Source organism: Sporosarcina ureae (assembly GCF_002101375.1).
Lineage (GTDB): Bacteria > Bacillota > Bacilli > Bacillales_A > Planococcaceae > Sporosarcina > Sporosarcina ureae_B.
In genome coordinates this window covers 2,600,205-2,624,779 of the sequence record NZ_CP015207.1, presented here as the reverse complement: position 1 = coordinate 2,624,779, position 24,575 = coordinate 2,600,205, and the positions used below count along the sequence as shown (strand labels likewise).

At 40.2% G+C, this 24,575-nt stretch carries 20 protein-coding genes; 3 read left to right on the top strand and 17 right to left on the bottom strand.

The window, feature by feature from the left end; genetic code table 11:
• Positions 1 to 148: 148 nt before the first annotated feature.
• From SporoP8_RS12915 to SporoP8_RS12900, 4 genes are all read right to left on the bottom strand, one after another.
• Entirely contained in the window at positions 149 to 916 is a 768-nt protein-coding gene (locus tag SporoP8_RS12915) for an ABC transporter permease (protein ID WP_085132885.1), read from the bottom strand.
• Positions 913 to 1,659 carry an ABC transporter ATP-binding protein gene (locus SporoP8_RS12910; protein ID WP_085132884.1) on the bottom strand — a complete coding sequence of 249 codons (747 nt, stop codon included), beginning with the start codon at positions 1,657 to 1,659 and terminating at the stop codon, positions 913 to 915. Before SporoP8_RS12910 ends, SporoP8_RS12915 begins: the two co-directional genes overlap by 4 nt.
• Positions 1,660 to 1,682: 23 nt before the next feature.
• Complete coding sequence (locus tag SporoP8_RS12905; protein WP_085132883.1) at positions 1,683 to 2,387, bottom strand: CBS domain-containing protein; 705 nt, start codon at positions 2,385 to 2,387, stop codon at positions 1,683 to 1,685.
• A 137-nt stretch (positions 2,388 to 2,524) separates the two neighbouring features.
• Positions 2,525 to 3,883 carry a trypsin-like peptidase domain-containing protein gene (locus SporoP8_RS12900; protein WP_085132882.1) on the bottom strand — a complete coding sequence of 453 codons (1,359 nt, stop codon included), beginning with the start codon at positions 3,881 to 3,883 and terminating at the stop codon, positions 2,525 to 2,527.
• A 279-nt stretch (positions 3,884 to 4,162) separates the two neighbouring features.
• On the opposite strand from SporoP8_RS12900, the gene SporoP8_RS12895 reads away from it, so the two are divergent.
• Positions 4,163 to 4,447: a hypothetical protein gene (locus SporoP8_RS12895; RefSeq protein WP_085132881.1), complete on the top strand. Its 285-nt coding sequence runs from the start codon at positions 4,163 to 4,165 to the stop codon at positions 4,445 to 4,447.
• A 335-nt stretch (positions 4,448 to 4,782) separates the two neighbouring features.
• Here the strand turns inward: SporoP8_RS12895 and SporoP8_RS12890 are convergent, their stop codons facing one another.
• Both SporoP8_RS12890 and SporoP8_RS12885 read right to left on the bottom strand, forming a co-directional pair.
• A complete protein-coding gene (locus SporoP8_RS12890; RefSeq protein WP_085132880.1) occupies positions 4,783 to 6,711 on the bottom strand; it encodes an FUSC family protein in 1,929 nt (642 codons plus the stop codon).
• Positions 6,712 to 7,061: 350 nt separating this feature from the next.
• Positions 7,062 to 7,997, bottom strand: coding sequence for a carbohydrate kinase family protein (locus SporoP8_RS12885; protein WP_085132879.1), 936 nt, complete (start codon positions 7,995 to 7,997; stop codon positions 7,062 to 7,064).
• Positions 7,998 to 8,186: 189 nt separating this feature from the next.
• Here SporoP8_RS12885 and SporoP8_RS12880 point away from each other — a divergent pair, with 189 nt between their 5' ends.
• Positions 8,187 to 9,095, top strand: a complete 909-nt coding sequence (locus tag SporoP8_RS12880) for an NAD(P)/FAD-dependent oxidoreductase (protein WP_232319155.1) — start codon at positions 8,187 to 8,189, stop codon at positions 9,093 to 9,095.
• Positions 9,096 to 9,144: 49 nt separating this feature from the next.
• On the opposite strand, the gene SporoP8_RS12875 is transcribed toward SporoP8_RS12880, so the two are convergent.
• The 4 genes from SporoP8_RS12875 to SporoP8_RS12860 all read right to left on the bottom strand — a co-directional run bounded on the left by SporoP8_RS12875 (position 9,145) and on the right by SporoP8_RS12860 (position 15,262).
• Positions 9,145 to 10,818: a glucosaminidase domain-containing protein gene (locus tag SporoP8_RS12875; RefSeq protein WP_232319263.1), complete on the bottom strand. Its 1,674-nt coding sequence runs from the start codon at positions 10,816 to 10,818 to the stop codon at positions 9,145 to 9,147.
• 270 nt (positions 10,819 to 11,088) lie between these two features.
• Positions 11,089 to 12,228: an alanine dehydrogenase gene (gene ald / locus SporoP8_RS12870; protein ID WP_085132876.1), complete on the bottom strand. Its 1,140-nt coding sequence runs from the start codon at positions 12,226 to 12,228 to the stop codon at positions 11,089 to 11,091.
• A 176-nt stretch (positions 12,229 to 12,404) separates the two neighbouring features.
• Positions 12,405 to 13,772 carry an aspartate aminotransferase family protein gene (locus tag SporoP8_RS12865; RefSeq protein ID WP_085132875.1) on the bottom strand — a complete coding sequence of 456 codons (1,368 nt, stop codon included), beginning with the start codon at positions 13,770 to 13,772 and terminating at the stop codon, positions 12,405 to 12,407.
• 20 nt (positions 13,773 to 13,792) lie between these two features.
• Entirely contained in the window at positions 13,793 to 15,262 is a 1,470-nt protein-coding gene (locus SporoP8_RS12860; RefSeq protein WP_085132874.1) for a CoA-acylating methylmalonate-semialdehyde dehydrogenase, read from the bottom strand.
• Positions 15,263 to 15,411: 149 nt separating this feature from the next.
• Between SporoP8_RS12860 and SporoP8_RS12855 the strand changes: the two genes are divergently transcribed.
• Complete coding sequence (locus SporoP8_RS12855) at positions 15,412 to 17,028, top strand: PucR family transcriptional regulator (RefSeq protein ID WP_085132873.1); 1,617 nt, start codon at positions 15,412 to 15,414, stop codon at positions 17,026 to 17,028.
• Positions 17,029 to 17,112: 84 nt separating this feature from the next.
• Here the strand turns inward: SporoP8_RS12855 and SporoP8_RS12850 are convergent, their stop codons facing one another.
• The 7 genes from SporoP8_RS12850 to SporoP8_RS12825 form a co-directional block, all read right to left on the bottom strand.
• Positions 17,113 to 17,598: a hypothetical protein gene (locus SporoP8_RS12850; RefSeq protein ID WP_085132872.1), complete on the bottom strand. Its 486-nt coding sequence runs from the start codon at positions 17,596 to 17,598 to the stop codon at positions 17,113 to 17,115.
• Positions 17,599 to 17,617: 19 nt separating this feature from the next.
• Positions 17,618 to 19,168 carry a sodium/proline symporter gene (locus SporoP8_RS12845; protein WP_085132871.1) on the bottom strand — a complete coding sequence of 517 codons (1,551 nt, stop codon included), beginning with the start codon at positions 19,166 to 19,168 and terminating at the stop codon, positions 17,618 to 17,620.
• A gap of 20 nt (positions 19,169 to 19,188) precedes the next feature.
• Positions 19,189 to 19,335 (bottom strand): hypothetical protein, encoded by a 147-nt coding sequence (locus tag SporoP8_RS16675; RefSeq protein ID WP_198166019.1) that lies wholly within the window; start codon positions 19,333 to 19,335, stop codon positions 19,189 to 19,191.
• A 347-nt stretch (positions 19,336 to 19,682) separates the two neighbouring features.
• Positions 19,683 to 21,308: an amidohydrolase gene (locus tag SporoP8_RS12840; RefSeq protein WP_085132870.1), complete on the bottom strand. Its 1,626-nt coding sequence runs from the start codon at positions 21,306 to 21,308 to the stop codon at positions 19,683 to 19,685.
• Between the two features lie 39 nt (positions 21,309 to 21,347).
• Positions 21,348 to 22,811 (bottom strand): sodium:solute symporter family protein, encoded by a 1,464-nt coding sequence (locus SporoP8_RS12835; RefSeq protein WP_085133639.1) that lies wholly within the window; start codon positions 22,809 to 22,811, stop codon positions 21,348 to 21,350.
• Entirely contained in the window at positions 22,811 to 23,035 is a 225-nt protein-coding gene (locus tag SporoP8_RS12830) for a hypothetical protein (RefSeq protein ID WP_085132869.1), read from the bottom strand. The genes SporoP8_RS12835 and SporoP8_RS12830 overlap by 1 nt, the downstream gene beginning before the upstream one ends.
• 37 nt (positions 23,036 to 23,072) lie before the next feature.
• A complete protein-coding gene (locus SporoP8_RS12825; protein ID WP_085132868.1) occupies positions 23,073 to 24,326 on the bottom strand; it encodes a M20 family metallo-hydrolase in 1,254 nt (417 codons plus the stop codon).
• Between the last annotated feature and the right edge of the window lie 249 nt (positions 24,327 to 24,575).

Below are 24,575 nucleotides of genomic sequence, written 5' to 3'. Positions count from 1 at the left end.
GGCAGGCATTCGTGGGACGTCTTTGATTTTCTTATAACTACGCTTTTAGCTCATGCGAAATTAGTTCCGCAGATTCGTCATAGTATAGTTGTCCTTTATCATACAAAGCAGCAGCATTTCTCCACTTTCAAAAGCACTCAAAAAATAGTTACTTCGAGTGCTCTTGTCGTCGTTGAATCATTTGCATGCGTTCATTAAACAATGTTGGATAGGACAGTAAACCTAAACAAACACTCGTTAATGCAGCGGTTGTCAGCAATAGAAATATGACTAAGATTTGAAATTGGACAGCCTCTAAAGGGTCCGCCCCAGCGATGATTTGACCGCTCATCATACCTGGCAATTGCACGAGTCCGATCGTCTTTTGGCTTTCAATTGTTGGAATCATACTTGCCTGAATAGAGCGGATCAATTGCTTATGTATCGCTTGTTTTGGTGTGCCGCCAAGTGACAAGATCAGTTCACTTTCTGGGCGATGCGCTTCAACTTCCGACACGAAACGATTGAGAAATAAAATCGCAAGGACCATCGAGTTTCCGATCACCATACCTGTCAGTGAAATAATGTATTGCGCAGTAGCTGGAACAATCTTGAATCCAAGTAAGATACTTTGCGTCAACACTTCGAGCAACACAAAAGTCACGATCAGCTTCCACGTGATCCCTTTAATACCTTGCCCTTTTTTACGCGCATTTTGCACGGCTGCTCCAATCATCAAGACGACCATCAAGAAGATGAACAAATAACTTTCCGAATCAAAGACAAACTTCAGTACGAAACCGACCGCCACTAATTGCACAGTCGAACGAATCGTCGCGACAATTGTATCTTTCTCCAACTGCAATCCAAGTGTTTTGGATAGTACTAACGGTATCAACACAAATATCAGTGTTAGGAATAAGGCAGTGGTACTCATGAAAAGTCCCCTTTCAAAAAGCGATTGACCGATGGGATATCTGAATCATCAAGTACAGATATTTCGCCGGCATCCACTAACTTCCCGTCCACCATAATCCATGCATACTGCCCCATTCGCTTCGCCTGCTCCAAGTTGTGCGTAATCCAGATAACCGTAATGGCATGCTGATGATGCAATGTACTAATTAAATCCTCCACTTCATTCAACGAAGACGGATCTAGGGCGGACGTGATTTCATCCATCAATAAAATCTTCGACTGATTCAATAATGTTCTAGCAATTGATACTTTCTGTCGCTGTCCACCCGACAGATTCTGACTATCACGTTTTAGATACTCACCTTCAAGACCGACTTGATCTAAAATATCCAACGCTTTTTCTTTACTTAACATCTTGCCTTGCAAACGCAGTGGCAGTGCCAAATTATCATAGACACTTCCAGCGATCATTGGTGAGTTTTGTAAAACCATACCTGCTTGTCGACGGAGATCAATCGGCGACAATTCATGAATTGCTTGCCCTTGTATCGTAATTTCTCCGCTAGTTGGACTCAGCAGACCGTTGCACATTTTCAATAACGTCGTTTTTCCAGCACCTGAAGGACCGACTAATACGGTAATTTGGTTTGTTGGGAAGGATCCGGTTATCGCATCGAGAATCTTCGTGTCCTCTACTTCAAACGACACATTATGAAAATGAATCGCAGGCTCATATAATGATTTATTCTTTTCACTATCCATCTATTTCACCTTTTCCAAACACTTCATTCATCTATTTTCAATAAATCCAATGGCGTAATAATGCCAATGAGTTTTTCATCTTTACCACCTTGTTCGGTGATGAGCAATGCTTCCAGACGTTTTCCTGAAGCAATAGATTTTCTAAAAAAACCTTCTGCTTCATAAACCGACATGGAACTTTTGACGAAACGATAAGTTTTTCGTCTTTTCTCGTGATTATATACGTCTAATAATGTCGGTATTTCCCGGGAAATGCAATCTGTTTCCTGATCCGCCAGCCAATTCATAATGCCATCTGCAGTAATTAATCCGATGAATCGACCTTTTTTGTAAATGGGTAATTGATTGATTTTCCATTCTCTAACTAAACGCAGACCTGTGGCGAGTGATTCATCCGCTTGCACAATATGTACTTTGCCAGTGAATAAATCTTTGACTGTTACGGGGGTGGCTAATCGTTCTGCTATACTTTCTATCAGTTCTACAATTTCATCATGAGGTTCTGCTATAGCATAGTCAAACCCTGTCCGGTTATGCACAATCGCATTACGTAAACTACCGAATTCTCGCAGATCCTCTTCATAATGCGCAACCAACGCATGTTGTGATTTAGCTCTATCCATTTTCTTGGAGAATGATAAATGGTTTGGTAAATTCGTGATCTTCATTAACGATTTATCGATTCGGTTAAATGCAATGAGAAAACGCTCTGAATTTTTATGATCCATTACACATCGCCTCCTATTCTAGGAAAAGTATAGCATATTCCACTACCATTCAAGCCTGTAGACTTCATGAAATATTCCGCTTCTAAAGATACAAAAAAGCCGTTGCAGTGCCTCATTTAGGACACAGCAACAACTTTTTATTGATTGGAAATCTGTTTGATTTGATAATCACCATACTCATCATTCACCACTGTGTATAACTTTTTCTTTTCTAAAAATTGCACCGTTCCGTCTTCCTTCGTGAAATTCAATGTTTCATACGTATACACTTCAATCGATTGATTACTATAGACAATGTCAGTCACTGACGTATCGATGAACTCATAAAACTCACTTTTCACGGACAGGTCTTGTAAGAAATCGAGTAGTTCACTCTCCGCTGAACTTCCGGTTGCAATATAGGGTGCTATATACTCATAATCATTATAATCGATAGCCTCTTCATATTGGCTACTGAAATCATGAATGAAATACTCTACCTGTTCATCCGCTACTTCCGTATCATCCACATACTCTTCCGGATCTGGCTCTTCTTCTGAATCGTCATACCCCTCATAGTCAAACGAGGTATCATCCGAATTTTGATACGACTCTGGTACATAATCATCGTAGACGTTGAATAACGCAGCCACCGCTTTATTGCTCATTGGCTCGTTAATCCAGTCGTCAACCTGTTTCTGCATACTATGCATCGGAATGGAAAATCCGAATACGGTATTGTCTTTATATAGTAAGGAGTTAATACCAATAACTTTGCCGGTAGTTGCATCGAGCAATGGACCGCCACTGCTGCCGTGATCGATTTGTGCATCAATTTGATAGATTTTTTCATAAATGAAGTCCATTTCCATGTCACGATTCAATCCGGTTAAATAGCCAATAGACGCTGTGTTCTCAAGACCTTTTGGACTCCCAAGCGCAATGACTTCCGTACCGATCGGCGTCTCTTTTGTCTCAGTCACAAATGGTTGCACATGTTTGTTCGCTTCTGATTTGATCAGCGCGATATCATAACGATCTGAAATTCCAATGACAGTACCAGCAAAATCCTTTCCTATCGAATTTCTTACCACTACATCGGTATAGCCTGCCACTACGTGTGCATTCGTTACTATATAGCCGCCTGCTTTGTAAAGAAAACCTGACCCCGAACCCTCTCTCGTATCAATCGTAAAAACACTCGGTAACGATTCTTGAATGAGTTCTGTTTTATCTTTAGCCTGCTTCTTTGTTTCATTCGCAACGGTAGGTGCCTTTTTAATCTTCAACTTCTTTTCAACTTGACTGTCCTCTTCTGTTTGAATGGAGGCAATCGTTTCTGTCGGCCAGCGAAAACTCCAATCTGTCGCATAGCCATAGCTAATCCCACCGATCCACAATGCCAAGATCATGGCGAAAATAGGTTTCGTATTGCGCGATTTGTGCATCGCTTTGCCACAACCCCCACAAAAGTTCGCTTCTTCTGTATGTTTATGACCACATTTCGGACAGTACATATAGTTCCCCCTCTTCCACTCCCCAATGGTTTCGAATGACTTTTCTCTCGATTATATCATATGGACTAATACAAAAGACACACTCTAAATAGCTTGATTCATTTATTTTTGAAGTGTTTTCTAGTTCAACTAACCCTGTCGACATTGTAAATATGACTTTCAGTAAATTTCCTTTCAATATATATACACCAAACTATTCTTATTCATATATCCAATGAAGCGGCACAGTTCTCTAGCCAATTTTCACATACGCTAAAGAGAGAAGGAGGTGCATAAAATATGTCATCTAAAAAGTTTAGACCACCCCATGATTATGACGTGCCGTACATTTCAAGACGAAAAGCACGATGTTATGATGAAAAGAAAATTGTTCATATACTTGTTGATTTGACAATGGGCGCGCCTGTAGAAATTACACTGAAGGATTCAAAGGATGTACAACATAACGGATACTACTTACAATTCGACAGAAAAATTCGCACAGTCCACTTTCAGCCATTTGGTGATTCAGAAGTCCAGATGATTGATGTAGAGGATATTTGCACTATTAGATATGGCTCCTGAAATCATTACATCTAATTGAAGCGGATGAATCATCAGAACAAACTGTGCGGATATTGGGAGTGCAAAATGTGATTCAGGAATTTAATATTTGATTAGTGAGAAAAGCAGCTCACGCATATGCGGAGCTGCTTTTTTATATGTTAGTTAGTTTGTGTATGAGCGGTTGCTAGGTGCGATAGAGCGGATAAACATCGCCATAGAGCGCTCGTGAACCGCGATAGAGCGTTCAGAGGTCTGCATAGAGCGGTTACCGGACTTGATAGAGCGCTCACGGATCCCGATAGAGCGGTTGAGCCACTTGATAGATCAGTTAAACATGTACTTTGAGCACAGTCTTACATTCCATCATCCATCACGCTACGTGATCCTTTCAACTCTTTCATTACTTCCACTAACATACTCAACACCATTCGGTCTTCGATCCGTGGAGTGGCGTGAATCACTTCTTCCATTTCTGTGATAGCTTGCTCCATTTCACTTTCAGGAATTGTGCGTTGCAGAAGTACTTCTAAACCTGGAGTGATTGCAGGGATATTAGATTCACGCAAGCCATGCTGATGTAGCCAACCGTATAATTCGAACAATGTCGTAGCGGCGCGTCTCTGATGCTTGAGCCAAGTCATACTTTCTTTACTTTGCGCGCCTTGATTATTCAATTTCACACGATCTTCAATCATATTCGCAATCAACAGCAAGTTTTTGATGGCATGTTCATTTCCGCCACCCTTCACTTTCCTATCGACTTCAACTGTCATTTCATAAATCGTATCTTCGTACATCTCCCGTAAATCGCGATTCGCATCTTCCAATTTATATGGCAAAATGAATTTATTGATCAGTAGCGCCAGAACTACTCCTGCTATGACAAATAAAACTCGTTCGAGCGTCAGGACGTGCGTCGTGCCCGTTATTAGAGCTACCGAACCGATAGCGGAAAATGTCACAAGAATAGTGTTATAACGATAAGTCTTCACATAACTCATTAAATAACCTGAAAACATCAAGATGATAGATCTGGCGGTGTTGCTGTGGAATATCATGAATGATAATGTGACCGCCACCGAACCAACGATAGTGGCGAATATCCGGTCACGCATTTTTTTCTTGGATTGTTCATATAGCGGAATAATGACGGACATTAGCGTGAACATCATCCAGCGTCCTTCAGCCAAGTCGAAGAAGTCTGTAATGAAACCTGCTATCGAGATTCCGATTGCCATGCGGATCGCGTAGGATATTTTAATGGAATTTGTATGGCTTTTCTTCTCACTAATCGTCAGTTTTTGGAACTTTTTTGGAATCTGTTCCAGCCGCTTCACGACATTGGCTTGGCCTTTTTCTATTGAAGTCAACTCTTTCAAGTTTAACTGGAGGGATCCAATATGATTCAGCATGCCGAGCACAAATAATTTATGATTATGCTCTGCTTTATATTTCTTTAGCATCGTATCAAATGATTCTTCTAGAGCGGCCAGCGCTTCTTTGTCATGGATACTATCAGCAGCCAACTGGAGAGTTAGTATTACTTCTTCAAGTAGCTTTTGATCCAGTTCTTCTTCCGTTACATCATCAAGTAGAATATCGATCTTCTCCAACGCAACGGAGATATTCAGTTTCAGGCGACCTTCTTCTGTCAAATAGTAATTTTCTTCCCGTTTGTCATAAATGATGCTTCTCAAACTGTTGATGTCGCTAGCAATTTGGGTAGTAATATCTTCTCGCGGTTCCCCAGTTTGCAGTAATCGAATCTTTTCAATAAGCGCGTTACAAATCAGCTGCACCTTTTTACTGCCGCTTTTCTGTACTTTATTTCGATTTGCAATCATCTGGACACCCATGATAGCCAGCGCACCAAAGACGAGAGAGCCTAATCGCATCGGCATAGCATCAGCCGCTACTGGCATAGCTAGAAGAAATAAATATTGAAGAGTAAAAGGTAAATAAAGAGGGTTTTTCAGATTGAACAATAACGAATAACTGATTACAAACATGGTGATCAAGTTAATCGGCACAGCCAACCACACGTTAAAGCCCGTTAAATATGCGGCGATTCCCATAAATACATTGAGGGCAATAAATTTCATCGTATTGCTGACTGGATGACTCGTTAAATCCCGTTCAAGCAACATCAGCATGGCAGTAATCGTCGAAACACCAATTAAAATATTTTCATTCCCGAACAAGGCGCCAAAGCCTACAACAAATCCAATAATGAAAATAAATAAAATAGTATTGGAAATGATCAATTTCTTTGTCAGTTTCATGCATTCACTACTTTCATCAATTTATATCGTTAAGTACTTTAACATTAAAATGACTGCCAGTATATAAATATGCACAGTGTTTTCATATAAAAGTTCTATTACAGAAGTAACGGTTAACTTAGTATCCCACAATGAAAGTCGGTTCTATACAAAGTAGTTTATATCGCCATGTAGTCCTGTTGGAAAATGTGGATAGAGCGGTTATGGGTGGCGATAGAGCGGATAAACGAAGACATTGAGCGCTTATGGGTCATGATAGAGCCGATATCACATGCATTGAGCGGTTACAGGCCGCGATAGAGCGGATAAACGCACGTATTGAGCACAAAGGCAAAATCGAAATTGCATCATCACTCCAGTTCATTCGCATACGGCATTGCGGACAGCGCGCCGACTTTCATTGCGCATCGCGCCCCCATTTGATTGCCAAACTCGATATGTGCAAGCATTTCTTCAAGCGATTTCGGTTTGCCGTTCAGATGAAGTCCGCGAAGTACGCCTGCCAAGAAAGCATCCCCTGCTCCTGTTGTATCTACGGGCACAATGGGCTCCACCGTTACATGATGCTGTGCCCCTTCGATGACTGCAAGAGTTCCTGCCTCGCCCATCGTCAACATGATGATAGGGATATTATAGGCGGCCAATTGATCTAGTGCCTTTTCTATATTTGATTCTTGCATAAGAAAAGTGAGTTCTTCTTCGGTAAGTTTTAGTAAGTCCGTTTGATCTAAAAAGGAAAGGATAGTATCACGGCATATCTCTTCGCTTTCCCAACGTAACGGCCGAATATTAGGATCTACTGAAAGATATAGATTATGCTCTTTTGCCAATTCGACAGCTCTTTTCGTTGTTGCCAAAGCTGTTGGCTGGAACATCGTACCCGAACATATATGTAAAATTGAAGCGTTTTGGAAAGCTTGTTCTTGTAAATCACTCGGTTGGACTTGCAGAGCAGGCGTATCGTCAATGTATTTCACAAATACTCGATCGTATTCTGGGGTCAGATGTACATAGACACGATTGACTTTCTTCTCTGGGGAACGAACAGCAAACGTTATATCGACACCTTCGTGACGTAGCTGATTTTCTGCAAATCTCGAATCCTCGTCTTCTCCAATTACGGTGATTAGTGAGGATTTAGCACCTAGGCGTGAGACACCCGCTGCTACATTGACTGTTGCTCCGCCAAGAAATGTGGAGAATTCGGTGTTCGTTTCATCTGTTGCGATATAATCTACGAAAATGTCTCCGTATATTAGGACGTGTTTTTCTTGTCGTTTTTTCATGTACCCGACCTCCCAAGAAGTTTTCTTTCTATCGTATCATGGAACTAACTTAACTGTGATAATGTCCGAATAAAATGTTGATCCATACTTTCTATACTAATTAAGTTAATCTGCACACCTACAGTTTACTTCAAGTATTTCATGGGAAGTCCTATAACTAAAATGCAGTGAAAAGGGATGAAAATTGGAATGATCTATGAATGTGCAATCATTGGTGGCGGACCCGCTGGATTAAGTGCGGCTTTAGTACTTGGAAGGGCAAGACGAAATATTATTGTTTTTGATGACGATCAGGCTAGAAACCGTGTTTCCCGGGCATCTCATGGATTTTTAACACGTGACGGCATGCAACCTTCAGTATTACGACAGATGGGACGGGAGGAATTGACCCAGTATCCGTCTGTGGTATTTCATCATCAAAAGATTGTTTCAGTCGAACGTTTGGATGAATCGCATTATGAATTAATGACAGCAGACGGTAGGATGTTCCGCACGCAAAAAGTACTTCTTGCTGTCGGTTTACGTGATGAACAGCCTAACGTACCAAGTATTGAGCGCTTTTACGGTACATCCATTTTCAGTTGTCCGTATTGCGATGGCTGGGAATTACGAGATCGTTCATTGGCTGTATTTGCTGATAAAAATGTGTTTAAATTGGCGACTGAAGTTTATACATGGAGCCGAGATCTAATTGTATTTACCGGTGGAGAAGGTCAGCTGACGGTAGAGGAACAAAAGAAGTTGAATGCGAAAGGGATACAAATTGTCGATGATATCATTTCAGGACTTGAAGGCGAGGACGGCCAACTGCATAGAGTACGGCTTGAGGACGGTACATTGATAGACCGCGCAGGCGGATTTGCCTCTCCTCTTTGGAGTCATCCCAATCATTTCGCTCAAGATTTAGGTTGTGAGCGAAATAAATACGGTGGGATTCTGACCGATGAATACGGACGGACAACCGTTTGGAATGTCTACGCAGCGGGAGACGTTTCACATATTGTGCCTTCACAGCTTCTAGTCGCCGCAGGAACCGGAAGCGCCGCAGCCATTGGGATTAATGGTGACTTGACGAAAGAATTTTTCAGTCGTGATTGAATAAAACTACCCCCTTACCGACAATTTAGGTAAGGGGGTGTTTCAGTGTTCATTGCCATTCCAACAGATCTACTAAATCGCCATGCACGTATACTGTGTCATATGGGGCCTTATCTGAACGAATTTTAATCCATGGTGCTTCAGGTAGTTGATCATCCAAAATAATGAGCGGCATGCCCATCTTGTGATATGTATAAATGATCGGCGTGCCCGGAGCTGATGAAGGTGTAGGACGTACATTCAAACTGGGCGGATTCGTCAATCCAATTTTCAGCTGGTTCGCCAATTCTTTCCCACCCATCAAACGATCCATTCGATACAAATGACCTGCGATTTTTGATCCCCAGTACGGATCGGAAGCGTATTTGACGTTTACACCAACCGCTTTGTTACCGAAATTTGTCCCGTTCGCATACGCTACGTTCGGCGGTAGATAGTTTTTATTCAAGAAAGCATTGACTAGCTCTTGAATATTCTTACTGACTGAATCAAATTTTTGATTAGATGGATTATCATCTGTCACATACAAACCGAATAAGTTATTATTGTCCAGCGCGCGCTTACTTAGACCGTACTGACTTTCATGTTGCGCTAACGCTAGAATATGCATCGCATTCACATGACTTTCTCGCTCAATACGTTTCAACTCCGTCCCTAACCCAATCAACTTACTTCTTGTCGTAGCATCTTTATAAGTTGAGGAATTAGGATTGTTAGTCTCAAGAATGCTTAGCTGTTTCATAATATACGCATCCAACTCTTCAGCTGTATAGCGCGTCATGCTGCGCATCGGCAAGTACTGGAAGTATTGATGAGCCGTGCCAATCAAAGCCCCTGTTTCATTATGAAAATGACTGCCGTCCGTACTATAATACTTTACCCCTTCCTGCATGAAGCGCGGTGCAGCACCCATTTCATACGAAGCGAATGTCTTTGTCCTATGCGAGTAAATCAAGTGGTAAAGCGAATCTCTTAATACTTTGTAGTGTGTGCGATCCGATACGGTTTGACTCGGTAGCATCGTTGCGTTTTGTGGTTTGATATAGAAGTTTCTTCCCGCCAGCTCGACTTTTACAGAAGTGGCTGTCGAGTCAACATACACAAGTTCCGTGTCTGCTGGAACATAAGTTTCCTGACGTTTTAAGTCTTTATCGGCATACAAAATCGTCAATGAACTGCCGCCGTAAGCTACGGTCGAGATCAGCCCTTTAGGCATATGGATGATGTTGTTTTGTAACAGCACGACTTGATTGCTATTCATACGGCTTGCCGCTGCTTCAAAACTTGGAAACCTTTCCACTATAGTGGTCGTGCCATTGGCTAGTACATTCGCCAAGTCATATGTGATTCCCGCTTTAATGGAAAACGTTTTAGTAACCGGTGCTTTTAATGGTTTGCCATCTGTATTATGCACAGCTTGCGTAATATGTAATGTGTAAGTTTCGCCACTACGATAATTTCCTGCTGGCGGTGCGATATGTACTTTCTGGTCGAAGTCTGAGAATGTTATTGTATTGGACTGCGTAACTCCTTTGGAATCCTTGATATAAACCGAATTCTCTTTGACTGTGTTTATATTTACGGGTTTATTGAACGTGATAGTCCAAGGCTTGTCCGGATTTTGATCAGGTGAATGATCTGGCCAAGTAGCGGCTTCAGTTGATAACGTCATCGTGAAGGTGAGTAGAAAGGCGATGACAGCTGTTGTAATGAGTTTTGTCATGGATTTCAAATCTAGCAATCTCCTTTTAGTATTGATTATACAGGTTTTTACTAGATTTGACATATAATATAAAAAGTTTGTTCAATAGTATAACGAGTACGGCACACGCATTCATCGCGGTGAATTATGCTGAAGGTATGTTTAAGGCAAGTCGACTCCAGAAAAAGAAAAAGTCCCTCTGCTACAATATAGTTTTGTTTCCAAAATATATTGTAGCAGAGGGACTTATTTTATTTATTCATACTCACAAGTGAATACATATCGCTATTTTTAAGCATTCGTTACTAAACCATTGTTTTCTAGTATAGATATTGAAGGTGTGTAGTGTAAGTTCTGTGCTTCTGCAACTGCTTTGTATGTTATATGGCCATTCATGGTATTTAAACCATTTCGAAGGGCTTCATTGTCTAGTAGAGCGCGTCTGCATCCTTTATTGGCAATTTGAAGTGCATAAGGTACCGTCACATTAGTCAATGCTACTGTAGACGTCTGCGGGACTGCACCAGGCATATTAGCAACTGCATAATGAACTACATCATATTTTGTATATATTGGGGCATCGTGTGTAGTTACACGATCTGATGTTTCAAAGATTCCTCCTTGATCGATGGCGATATCTACAAGGACCGACCCAGGCTTCATGGATTGAACCATTTCTTCAGAGACAAGCTTAGGTGCTCTGGCTCCAGGGATTAGCACTGCACCCACTACAAGATCTGCTGTTTTGACCGATTCTGCAATATTAAATGGATTAGAAACCAGTGTCTGAATGTTATTGCCAAAAATATCATCTAATTGACGTAAACGGTCTACTGATAAATCCAACACTGTTACTTGAGCACCCATCCCTATCGCAACACGTGCAGCGTTTGCTCCTGCCTGCCCACCGCCAATTACTACAACATTCCCTCGAGAAACACCTGGTACCCCTGCTAGCAGTATACCTTTTCCACCCTTCGTTTTTTCAAGATACTGGGCACCGATTTGTGTCGCCATTCTTCCTGCTACTTCGCTCATTGGCGCGAGCAAAGGTAATGATTTATTAGGCAACTGAACCGTTTCATAGGCTAGTCCTGTTACTCCACTTTCTAAAAGAGCTTTAGTCAACTCCACCTCAGATGCTAAATGCAAGTATGTGAATAGTAGTAACCCTTTACGGAAATAACGATATTCAGCAGCAATCGGTTCCTTAACTTTCATAACCATTTCAGCGCTCCATGCCTCTTCTGCTGTCTGAACAACCTTTGCGCCCGCCTCTATATATTCCTCGTCTGTAAAACTTGAACCTAAACCAGCTTCCGTTTCAATAAGTATTTCATGGCCAGACGAGCGAAGTGTATACACTCCTGCAGGGGTCATCGCAACACGATTCTCATTATTTTTTATCTCTTTTGGTACACCAATCAACATACCCATTCCTCCTCGGATCAAATGTCTACTATTGTATGGTTTTAGCTCTCTGAGATTTAGTAGTATAAGCCATTCATATTAAACAACGCTACTTACCGTATAGAAGAAGCACCTCTAACTACTTAATACACGTAGATTAGAGGTACTTTATACATAATGAAAAGGTTGGTAACTTGTTATTCATTCTCTTTAAATACTTTTTTGATAACAGATACGATGAAATCGAAATCTTCATCTGTACAAGAAAGTGGCGGGCAAAGAGCAAGGACATTATTAAATCCTTCTACCGTTTCACCATTTCGACCGACAATCAGTCCATTCGCTTTACATTCTCCAATAATTCTCGTGATGCGCGCATTTGTTGCAGGCTCTTTTGTCTTCTTATCTTCAACGAGTTCAATCCCCATCAAGAAACCAATGCTTCGAATATCTCCTACATAGGGGTGATCCAGTAAGCATGCAAGTTCATCCGATAACCGCCCGCCAAGTTCTGCAGAACGATTGATAAGATCTTCACGTTCCAAAATCTCGAGGTTCTTTAAAGCAACTGCACAAGCAGCTGGGTTTCCACCAAATGTATTTACATGGCGAAAATGACTGTGATCTTCGCCTGTATCAAACTTTTCGTAGATATCTTTGCGAATTGCTGTCACCGATAACGGAAGGTATGCGCTAGTCAAACCTTTCGCCATCGTCACAATATCCGGTTTCACATTGTAATGCTGATGTCCAAATGCTTTTCCAGTACGTCCAAATCCACAAATCACCTCATCAATGATCAATAAAACACCGTGACGGGTACATATTTCTTGGACTTTCTCTAAATACACTGGATGAGGAATTAAAATTCCCCCTCCTGTAATGAGCGGCTCCATAATAATCCCCGCGATTGTGTCCTTTTGTTCCCAAATGATTTTTTCTTCAAGTTCCAAGGCACGCTGAATATTATAATCTTCCACTGATACTCCTTCAGGTTTCCGATAATTATCCGGCGGGGCTACATGTAAGAATCCTGGCACAAGCGGCTCATACTTGTATTTACGCAACGCTTGACCCGTAGCGGATAGCGCTCCCATTGAGCCTCCATGATATGCACGATAACGAGAGATGAATTTATATCTGGAAGGTTCTCCATTTTGCTGGTGATACTGACGAATAAGCTTGAATGCTACTTCATTCGCATCTGAACCACTATTTGAATAAAAGATCTTATAGTCGTCTCCTAGCATTTCATTTATTTTGGCGGCCAGTTCAATTGCCGGTCCATGGCTTTGTGTCATGGGTACATAAGAAAGCTTTTTCATTTGTTCATAGGCCACTTTTGCTATCTCTTCTCTTCCATAGCCCACATTGACACACCATAGTCCTGACATACCATCTAAATACCGATTACCTTCATGATCAGTAATCCAAGCATTTTCCCCACTTTCAATAATCATCGGCGGATTCTTTTCATTATATGCTGAAATATGTGGCCAAACTTTATCCCGGTTTTGTTCTATTAATGACTCTTTATTCTGATCTTGTTCATGTAATGTTTTCAATAACGTTGCCTCCCCTTTTATCAATATTCATGACGTGCAGTCAACATTTTCTTACGTGTGTAAAATTCGATACCATCACGGCCATTTGCATGGAGATCACCATAAAATGATTTCTTATTGCCAGAGAATGGGAAGAATGCCATAGGCGCTGGTACACCCAAATTGATGCCAAGCATCCCTGCATCAATTTCTTCACGGAATTGACGAATCGCCTTCGAGCTATCCGTATATAAACAAGCACCATTTGCAAAGTCTGATTGATTTGTAAGCCTAATCGCGTCATCTAATGTTTCTACTCTGATTACTGAAAGTACCGGTGCGAATATTTCTTCTTTCCAAATTCGCATTTCCGTTGTAACTCCTTCAAAAATTGTTGGCCCTACAAAATAGCCTCCTTCTGAGGTAGATTGATCGCCTCGGCCATCACGTACAAGAGTTGCCCCTTCTTCAATCCCCACCTCGATATAAGAAAGTGTTTTATCTTTATGGGAATCTCGAATGACAGGCCCAAGGAATACTCCTTCTTCTAATCCGTTTCCAATAGTTATTTTATTGGCTTCCTCTACTAAACGTTTCACAAGCTGGTCAGCAATATCTCCAACTGCAATTACGACTGCAGCAGCCATACATCTTTCACCTGCAGAACCAAATGCTGCGTTGGTAATATTAGTGACTGCTAAATCCATATTTGCATCCGGCATAACAATTGAATGATTCTTAGCACCAGCTAGTGCTTGAACACGTTTACCATGAGCAGTTCCTGTTTTATATACATACTCTGCTACCGGCTGTGACCCAACAAATGAAACTGCAGGGATGTCTGGATGACTTAAGATTCCATTCACGATATCATGCGCACCATGAACAATATTGAACACGCCATTCGGTAATCCTGCTTCAGTTAATAACTCTGCTAATCTATTTGCCAAGAGTGGTGTACGCTCTGAAGGCTTTAAAATAAATGTATTCCCTGCAGCAATAGCAAGCGGGAACATCCAACAAGGAACCATCATAGGAAAGTTAAAAGGTGTGATTCCTCCAACAACTCCTAAAGGATATCGATACATACCCGATTCGATGTTTGTAGCAATATCAGGCAGTTGGTACCCCATCATCAACGTTGGAGCTCCTGACGCAAATTCCACACACTCGATTCCTCGCAGAACTTCACCATAAGCTTCTGTATAATTTTTCCCGTTCTCTATAGTAATCAGTTGTGCCAGCTCATCCCAATGAGCAATCAAAAGTTGCTGATATTTATATAGGATACGAGCTCTTTGAGGTACAGCAGTTTTCTTCCATGAAGAAAACGCTTTTTTCGCCGCATTTACGGCAACTTGTAGATCTTCTTTAGTTGAAATAGGTACATTTGCAATAATCTCTCCTGTGGCTGGATTTGGCACCTCTTCATATTTATCAGTGAGTGATTTTACCCATTGTCCATCAATAAAATTTGAAAGCGTTTTCTTTTCTACTACTATTGAATTCATTTTCATTCCTCCAATTCATCTAATCTTGCTTTACAACATGACTTGAGCTAAACTACTTTCTATAGTTTAACAAGTATTCAAAATACTTTCATTTTACATTGTGTAACATCGTACGGAAAATCTTTTCACGTTATGGAGGTCTTATTTATATGAATGAACTTTCGTTGACCGTCAAAGATGTCTTAGCTCGTGAACCTTTCAAACACGCCAAAGTCATAGCTGGAAGTAACGGATTGGATCGTCAAGTTAGATGGTCACACGTATTAGAAGTTAGTGAATTCAGTTCACTAGTCAACGGTGGTGAAATTATCTTAACTACAGGCATTCATCTGCAACTCGATAGCGCGACACAGTTAAAGTATATAAAACAGTTAATCGAACTGGATGTTGCTTGCCTTTGTATTGAAATAGGATATTACGTTAGTGAAATACAGCCAGAAATTATTTCACTCGCTAATGCACAGCAATTTCCTATTGTCGTGTTTGAAAAAGCAGTTAAGTTTGTCGATATTTCACAAGATTTACATACCGTTATCATTAACCGTCATTATGAAATGCTGTCGAAGTTAGATACATTATCGAGAAGGTTCAATGAATTAAGTTTAATGCCAAACGGTATCTTGAAGATTCTTCACCAGTTACACTCGCTGTTCAATCAAACGGTCTTATTTATATCCGATGAAGCGAAATCTTATTACTACCCTGTGGAATCGACTTCGTGGAAAAATAACATAAAAGAATTTCTTAGCGAGAAAACTACGCAAAAGCTAGAACAGGACATCTATACAATTGATGATCAGCCATTTGCCTTGTTTCCAATCAATGGTTTAGGCCAATCTCTTGGATATTTATGCCTTCACCTTCCACAGGCAATAGCTGATGAATTCGTCTTTTTAATCTTGGATAGGGCCTCCCTTGCGATTGCCCAAATATTACTTCGAAATCGTACTATTCAAGAGAGAAACCAGTACAATGAAGATGAATTTGTGCGGAACTTACTCTACGGCCGTCCTGTAGATCTAGAAGATATCCAAGCCTATTTACCAACAAAAAGTCCGAATACTCTTTACAGAGTCTTCGTTATTCAGTTGGATACGAATGAAACCTCTATAGATGAGAACAGTTGGGAAGAAATCCGCTTACAACAATCTATGACAATTCGGTCAATCTTTAAACGACATAGTTTCTTTCCAACTATCTCCGTAACTAGAAATGAAATTACGATTATTGCATCATTTATCGCTTCAGGTGAACAGGTAAAAGATATTAATCGTTTCACCCAGGTAGCCAAGCAGTTAACTAGCATGGACGATGACAACCTCTTTAACGAACGGGAATATAAATTTGGTATTAGTTTAGTTCACCATAACCATTCACAAATCAAAGAAGGATATACAGAAGCAAAAAGAGTGATTGAACTCAAACAACAGTTTTTATTTGAGAGTGATTTTTACGAAGATCTAGGGATCTATAGACTTTTACTTCTACTTAACGAACAAGGATACCTTGAAAACTATGTAGAAGATTACCTACAAGATCTTATCGATTACGATAAAAAGAACGACAGCGACTTATTCGAAACGCTCCGTATTTATCTTGAATGTGGCGGTTCAAAAAAAGAAACCGCAGATCGTCTATTTATCGTCAGACAAACACTGTATCATCGACTCGAAAAGATTCAATCTATAATGGGAGAGAATTTTATGTCCCCATTAAATCGGATTGCACTCGAAGTAGCCATAATGGCCAAACAAGTTTTAATGTAAATGTCTTCTCCTCCTACATACAGCCACTGCCCGCCTGCATATTGAAAATAGTGGCTGTATATTTAACTTTGATCATCGATCCTGTTATAACGGATGATAACTCCCGCTAATCGCATCCACTATGAGCTGCCCTGACTTTTTATTGTCCAACTTGAAATCTGTTATCCAAAATGGTCGATAAAAGAGATTCCTTTGAACTTCGATGATTTTAGGCATTGTAATAAATTTTGCTTTCGAAGAAGCATTATCAAAAATAAATCTTTCAGCCATAACAATCGCTTCTTCCTCTCCAATTACCAGCTCAGGAAATCGACCAACTTCTACTTTCTTTCTAGAAAAGCTTGGCCGAACATCCACCATCGCCCCTCTTCCACCAAGCCCATCGATTGTACAAGCCGCCTTCCCATTAAACTTCAGCAAGCTTTTAGCACTCACTTGATATTCAAAAAAATAATAAGGGTAGTAAATAATATCTTGGATTTGAAAATACGTTTCTTTTTCGTATTGTTGTAATCCTTGCAATACCTCTTCTTTAGTAAACTCGATTTCTTGTAATAATATAGCGCTCATAAGTACCTACTCCTGTAAGTTATTTATTATCTGCCAAAAACTTAGATACATTGCTAGCTTCGGGAGCCAAATCACGTGTAATGTTGCGGTCAAAATCTTTTGAGAATACACGTCTTTTTCTGGACTGTTCAAACGCTATCAGTATTTCATCTGACGGTTTACGACCAAATCGGCTTCCGATGATCATGCCTAACAGAGATACTAGTAACCCTGCCAAGAACGGATGAAGTCCTGTAGATGTTTCTAACCCCATGGAAGTCCAAATGATATTTGTTGCAGCACCGCCAATCATTGCACATAAGCAACCGATATAATTCGCTTTTTTCGAGTAAACCGAAGCAACATAAGGAACTAAGAAAGCATTCCCCAATGTACCAAAAGCGAACAGAACCAAGGCAAACACGGATGGTGGTTCATAAATGGCCACTATAACTCCTACTACCCCTCCCAATAAAATGCATAATCTTGATACAAGAATCATCGTTTTAGGGCTAGCGTCTTTGTTGATGAAACGTTGATAGACGTCACGTGAAAGTATTGAGCCTGCTTGCATCAAGATAGAGTCTGCAGTGGACATAACTGCCGACATAATGGCTGAGAGCAATAATGCCGCAAAAATTCCAGGGAATAATGTATAGGCTAGCTCAGTAATAATCATTTCTGGATCAGCAATGGTAGGTAGTAAAATAATACCAATCATTCCTAGAATATATGGTACAAAGATGAAGAATTGATTCCATAGAGCACTAATAATAACTGCACCTTTTACTGTTTTCGTACTCTTCATCGACATATGGCGAACTACAACATGTGGAAGTCCCATATATCCAATTGAATAAATGAGTATTGCCCCGAGTACCATCCCCCATTGACCATAGTAGGCTAGATCTTTACCCCAGATACTCAAATACGTAGGATCTACAGCTTTCAGTGCAACGTTCAATCCCGTAAGTCCGCCTATATGGAAATAAGCGAGAACACCAATCCCTACGACACCTAGAACCATAATCAGGCCTTGTACAAAAGAAGTGTATGCGACCGCTAAATATCCGCCTGCCACAGTATAGATAATAATGACGCTAATCCCGATAAGCAGAGATAGTTCATACGTAAAACCTGTCAGTGCAGACATTGCCTTACCTGCGGCAATAAACTGAGCGCAAACGTATCCAAATAGAAAGACAATGGAAATGATAGAACCGACCACTCGGACACTCGGACTTTCAAAACGTTTTTCCAAATATTCAATTGGTGAAAGCGCTCCCAATAGTTCAGACATTCTTCTCATTCGCTTACCTAAAACAGACAGGTTAATAATTGATCCACCTGCATCACCAATCGCGTACCAAATGGCATACCAGCCATACTTAAAGGCCATTGCCGGAGCTCCCATAAACATGAATCCACTCATAGCTGTTGTTTGCATTGTCATGGCAGTGACGGCTGGTCCAAGAGATCGACCTCCGAGTAAGTACTGTTCTGTAGAAGCTGACGATCTTCGTGAAAACCATAAACCAATCGTTAATAGAATTCCTAAGTATATAATGAAAATTATTCCATCAATGCTCATTGAATGCCCTCCCATCGCTACTATTGATTTTGATTCTGTTCTTTTTCCATCTTCTCTTCCATCTCATCATCCTTTTTCATTTTAAAGTAGATAATTGTTGCTAACCCTACCCATATGAAAGGCCATGGAACAAACCACCAAAAAGTTTCTACAGGAAACCCAAGCATGTATTCACCTCCCGTTTCAATGTAATCTCACTATTCTTTAGGTTTGATATAGTATAGTAATAATTAGGTAATCATACATTGGACATACTGTTATGTAGTGATAAAAACATTTGGTCATTATGTCTTGCATATCCTTTACTATTAACTGATCTATGCTAAAAAATTACTTTAGAATCCAATGCGTGTATTATATTGTTTTGCGTTGTGTTAATACTTGCACTTATAAGAAAATACATCTTTGTACCTCGTTGTACTTCTCCATAATAAGAGCCATTCGAAAATCTCGAATGGCTGGTACTTCGATAAACGAGTATACAACTTTTTAAAACTCTAATATTTAAAACATCTTATTTCCTCTTACTGTACTGCTTTTCATACACTATTTCCCCATCGATCATCGTCAATTCTACAGTCAGATCTTTAATACTCGCTCTATCGATTGATAGAATACTTTGATCTAACACAACCAAATCCGCTAATTTTCCAACTTCAATACTACCTTTTTGTTTTTCATCAAAACTCGCATAAGCACCCATATAGGTAGAGGCTTTGATGGCTTCAAGCACACTCACTCTCTGACAAATTCCTACATCCTGGCCTGAAACAGTTTTTCTATTCACTGCCGCATGAATGCCGAGAAGTGGATTATGGTCTACCACAGGCGTATCGGAGGCAAATGCAAAGGGAATTCTCTTCTCCAAATAATCATTTGCCGGATACATCACATCTACGCGTTCACCGTAATATTCAAGATAGGCATCACCATTCACATACATAAAAGCGGGGTTAGGAATCACTACAACTCCTAACTCCTTCATCCGTTCCTGTAGATCAATACTAGCTATTCCACCATGTTCAATACGATGCCGGTGATCTATTCGCGGATGTTTCTCTAGCGCATCTTCAATACAATTCAACACCATTTCAATCGCTCGATCACCTTGTGCATGCGCAGTGATTTGGTATCCTTTGCTGTGAGCTTCACCTAGAACTTCATTCATTCTATCCTGATCATAATAGAGTATGCCTGTATCTGTCGGGTCACTATTATATGGTTTTCTTGTGGCTAAAGTGGGGCCTGTACTGCTACCATCCGTAAAGAGTTTAGCGGGTCCAATTTTAAACCATTCATCACCATCTCCCGTAACCACACCTTCATCGATCATATGTCGGATGAATGACTCGGAATCCGTCAATGATCCAATAAGAGCATACACGCGATTTTTCACATCACCTGAGTCTATACTTTTTTTCATCAGCTTTAAAATATCTGGTCCCCATCCATAACTGCCGGCATCATGCAAACTGGTAATGCCAGATTCCACAAATACCTGTGATGCTAATTTCAATCCTCTTTCAATTTCATCCGCACTATAGTCAGCTACAGTAAATAGTTGCATATGTGCATTCTCAATCATTTTCCCTGTTAATTCCCCATTTGCATCACGCTCGATTTCACCTCCAACAGGATTTGCGGACTCCTTTGTAAAACCTACTAGTTCCAATGCTTTGCTATTCGCGATAGATGTATGATTACAAACTCGAATAATTACGATCGGATGTTCAGTAGATATAGCGTCAAGCTCTTGAATGGTAGGGAAACGTTTTTCCTTGATAGCATTTTCATTAAAGGCTGTAACTCGAATCCACTCGCCTTTAGCTATATGTTCCGCTCTTTTTTTCATCTCCTTATACAAGAATCCCAACGAGTTGGTTTCAAGACTTGCACAGTTAATACCGAGCAAGTTCGTTCCATAAATAGTTAAATGTAAGTGTGGATCAATGAAACCTGGAAGAAGAGATTTTCCTTCCAGGTCGATTACTTTCGTATTTTCTCCAATAAACCCGCCAACTCCTTCATTCTGTCCGATACCAATGATCGTTTGATCTTTTATTGCTACTGCTTTCATGATAGAAGAATCTTTATCGACTGTAATCACTTCTCCATTAGTAAATACGATATCTGCATGCACGATAGATCACCTCTCTGTACTAAATTATAAATGTATTGATCAGCTCCGAATATAAATGTCTTCTTCCTCGCTTCTCTCTGATTTTGTCAGCAAACTTACTACGATCATAATAACAACATTCACAATCAGTCCAATAATTCCTGCGTGGATACCTAATGGCGTGGAGTCTGCAACTAGTTGGAAATAGAAATTTAATATAGCGCCCACTACCAAGCCACAAATCACTCCTTTTGCTGTTGCTCCTCGCCAATACAGTGCACTGTAAACTCCTGGAGCAAATTGTACAATCGCTCCATAAGCACCTAAGAGTAAGACGATTAATCCTTGACCTCCAAAAATGGTGATAATATAAGCCAATCCACCGATGACGAATACACCTATACGCATAATCTTTAAAACAGTCTTGTCGGATAAATCTTTGAAAATGGTACGAATTACACCGTCCGTTGTTTCCAAGGTTGCGTTGTGCGTAATCGCATCAGCAGAAGACATTGCAGCCGCTAGTGCTCCAGCGCCAACTAGTCCATACACCCAACCTGGTAGATTCATGACAGTGGTGATCAAGAATGGGAGTACCTGATCCGCACTTTCAATCAAGTTCGCATCTACAATGCCTTTAGCTGCAAAACCAACCAGCAATAAAGGTACTAAGAATAGAGCAAATATCGGGTAAACCAATACTGTTTTCTTAATGACTTTAGGGCCGGATGCATATGACTTTGTAAATAAATGTGGCCACATCAAGAATCCAATTACGGATACTAAAATAGTCGTTGTAAAGGGGATTGTCCCCATCGTAGATCCTTCTTTTCCTATCTGTAAAAACCCAGGGCTCTCAGCAGCAATATTCGTGAACATGACACCCATGGAGTCGTGTAATTGATTCACGATCGCTATTCCTATAACCCATGAAATAATGATCATCAGTAATCCTTGGAATACGTCAGACCAAGCCGCAGCTCGTAGCCCTCCTGTTGCCACATAGACAACAACAATTCCGTATGCAAGTAGAGCTCCAAGCCAAAAAGGAATTCTGCCTTCTGTCATAATATTAAAAATGTGTGCCATCCCTGTTAACTGGGTAGCTAAATATTGAATAGAAGCTAATAATGCAAGTAAACCAACTATTATTCCGAGAGTCTTACTTCTATAACGGATTCTAAAAAATGAAGATAACGTGTAAAGATTGAACTTCTTTCCGATTTTCGAAATTTTAGGTCCGATAATATACCAAGGTAGTATCGCAAATGCTGTATAGATAATAATATAGTAAGCAGGTGCTCCTTTTTCATAGGCCCAACCAGGTGCGCCTAAAAATGAGAAAGCACTAAATACAGCTCCTCCCATCAAGAACCACATGACAATTAACCCCAATTTACCTCCTGCAACAGCGAATTCATCAAGAGAATTAGAATCTTGACCTTTACCCGCCCACACACCAACAACCAATGCGATGACTAAATAACCAATCATAATAATTAACGCAATTAGCCAATGCTCCATCATTCATCACCTTCTTCTAACTTATGGTCCGGATCAAATCTATACAAAATCAAAACCCCTAAAAATGTGATTAAGATTACTAGAATGATATAGAAAAACGAAAAAGGTAATCCCATAATGATAGGAGTTGCTCGATTCGCTAGCTCAAATAAAGGAAATATTAACAATAGAAAAGGAATAGTCACGATCACTATATAAATAGTATTGAACTTCTTTTTACTCATCCAATCCCTCCATCCATTAGATTCTTTGTGATTTTTTTTACTTTTGACAAGCCATTCTATAAACAGTTTTATAAAGGAGCTCCACTCCTAGTGCAATATCTTCTGGTGAACTATATTCTTTTGGATTATGACTAATCCCATCCTTTGAACGAACAAAAATCATACCGTAGTCACATACATAAGACATTTCAAGCGAATCATGAAAAGGACCACTCATTAACTCTGGAGGGGTTAAGTTCATTTCTGCACTTTCTTCTCTCATAATCTGCATAATATTTTCATTACAAAATCTAGGCTCACTTCGTGTATCTTCACTGATTTTATAGGATAAGCTATGTTCAACCGCAATTTCTTCTAGCTCTTGAAGAAAAGCTTGTTCAATTTGATCCCGTCGACTTTCATCAATATCCCGCAAATCAACGGTAAAAGTAACTTTTTCAGGAATGATATTGCGAGAGTCTGGAAATACTTGCAAACTTCCAACTGTACTAACTGTTGGTGCTCCTGAAACACCTTGAGCTAACTCATTGAGCTTTATAATTCCTTTAGCGGCACCTACTAAAGCATCTTGACGCATCGGCATCGGCACAGATCCAGCATGACCAGCCATTCCCTCCATTTCAACCGTCAACCATAAAGGGCCAGAAATACCCGTAACTATTCCAACAGGTTCATCTTTCGCTTCCAAAACTGGCCCTTGTTCAATATGAAGCTCTAAAAATGCTGCTATTGTAGAAGTATCAATCAGTGACTCTTTAAACTTTGACGGATCGCAACCAAATTCAATGAGTGCCTCTCGCCTCGTCATTCCATTCTTATCACTCCGCTCGAGCTCTCCCTCCTCTAATTTACCTAACATGCCTCTTACACCAAACAAGCCTTTATTGAATCGTGAGCCTTCTTCATCAGCAAAAGCAAATATCACAATTGGGATTTCAGGCTTTATTCCCTTATCATGCAGCGTTTCCAACACTTCAATCGCCCCGATTACTCCAAGCGCCCCATCGTATCTTCCACCATAAGGTTGCGAATCAATATGTGAGCCAATTACTAAAGCTGGGGAATCATTCGCTACGCCATCCATCCTCCCAATTAAATTCCCAAAATGATCAATTTCCGTCTTTAGACCGATTTGATCCATATACTTTTTCACATGATACACAGCTCGTTTATCCTCAGTTGAGTGTGCAAGTCTGGAGACTCCAGTGGAACCGATTTTCCCTATTCTACCCAAAACTTGTAGGTTATCATTTAATCTATCTGCATGAATTGAATATGTTAGCGCTTTCATTTAAACACTCCTATTCTACTTGTAATCTTCGCATTATTCAGTATACGTCTATTTGATATAATTTTCATTACACTAAATGTAAAGTTATAGCATAGATACACAAACAGATAGTCAAATATAATATGAGAAAAGGCAGTATTTTATTTACCGATATACTTTATTTGTTTATTGCGTCATAAATAAAGTCCATGCGTTTACATTGTATTCATATGATAAGTACTTGGACTTTATACAATAATGAATGTCATA

Coding starts and splice junctions, on each gene's coding strand:
- ald (WP_085132876.1), bottom strand. CDS start 12,228: ATGTTGATTGGTGTACCAAAAGAGATAAAAAATAATGAGAATCGTGTT.
- SporoP8_RS12880 (WP_232319155.1), top strand. CDS start 8,187: ATGATCTATGAATGTGCAATCATTGGTGGCGGACCCGCTGGATTAAGT.
- SporoP8_RS12875 (WP_232319263.1), bottom strand. CDS start 10,818: ATGACAAAACTCATTACAACAGCTGTCATCGCCTTTCTACTCACCTTC.
- SporoP8_RS12855 (WP_085132873.1), top strand. CDS start 15,412: ATGAATGAACTTTCGTTGACCGTCAAAGATGTCTTAGCTCGTGAACCT.
- SporoP8_RS16675 (WP_198166019.1), bottom strand. CDS start 19,335: ATGCTTGGGTTTCCTGTAGAAACTTTTTGGTGGTTTGTTCCATGGCCT.
- SporoP8_RS12830 (WP_085132869.1), bottom strand. CDS start 23,035: ATGAGTAAAAAGAAGTTCAATACTATTTATATAGTGATCGTGACTATT.
- SporoP8_RS12845 (WP_085132871.1), bottom strand. CDS start 19,168: ATGAGCATTGATGGAATAATTTTCATTATATACTTAGGAATTCTATTA.
- SporoP8_RS12895 (WP_085132881.1), top strand. CDS start 4,163: ATGTCATCTAAAAAGTTTAGACCACCCCATGATTATGACGTGCCGTAC.
- SporoP8_RS12835 (WP_085133639.1), bottom strand. CDS start 22,811: ATGGAGCATTGGCTAATTGCGTTAATTATTATGATTGGTTATTTAGTC.
- SporoP8_RS12860 (WP_085132874.1), bottom strand. CDS start 15,262: ATGAATTCAATAGTAGTAGAAAAGAAAACGCTTTCAAATTTTATTGAT.
- SporoP8_RS12910 (WP_085132884.1), bottom strand. CDS start 1,659: ATGGATAGTGAAAAGAATAAATCATTATATGAGCCTGCGATTCATTTT.
- SporoP8_RS12850 (WP_085132872.1), bottom strand. CDS start 17,598: ATGAGCGCTATATTATTACAAGAAATCGAGTTTACTAAAGAAGAGGTA.
- SporoP8_RS12885 (WP_085132879.1), bottom strand. CDS start 7,997: ATGAAAAAACGACAAGAAAAACACGTCCTAATATACGGAGACATTTTC.
- SporoP8_RS12900 (WP_085132882.1), bottom strand. CDS start 3,883: ATGTACTGTCCGAAATGTGGTCATAAACATACAGAAGAAGCGAACTTT.
- SporoP8_RS12905 (WP_085132883.1), bottom strand. CDS start 2,387: ATGGATCATAAAAATTCAGAGCGTTTTCTCATTGCATTTAACCGAATC.
- SporoP8_RS12915 (WP_085132885.1), bottom strand. CDS start 916: ATGAGTACCACTGCCTTATTCCTAACACTGATATTTGTGTTGATACCG.
- SporoP8_RS12890 (WP_085132880.1), bottom strand. CDS start 6,711: ATGAAACTGACAAAGAAATTGATCATTTCCAATACTATTTTATTTATT.
- SporoP8_RS12825 (WP_085132868.1), bottom strand. CDS start 24,326: ATGAAAGCGCTAACATATTCAATTCATGCAGATAGATTAAATGATAAC.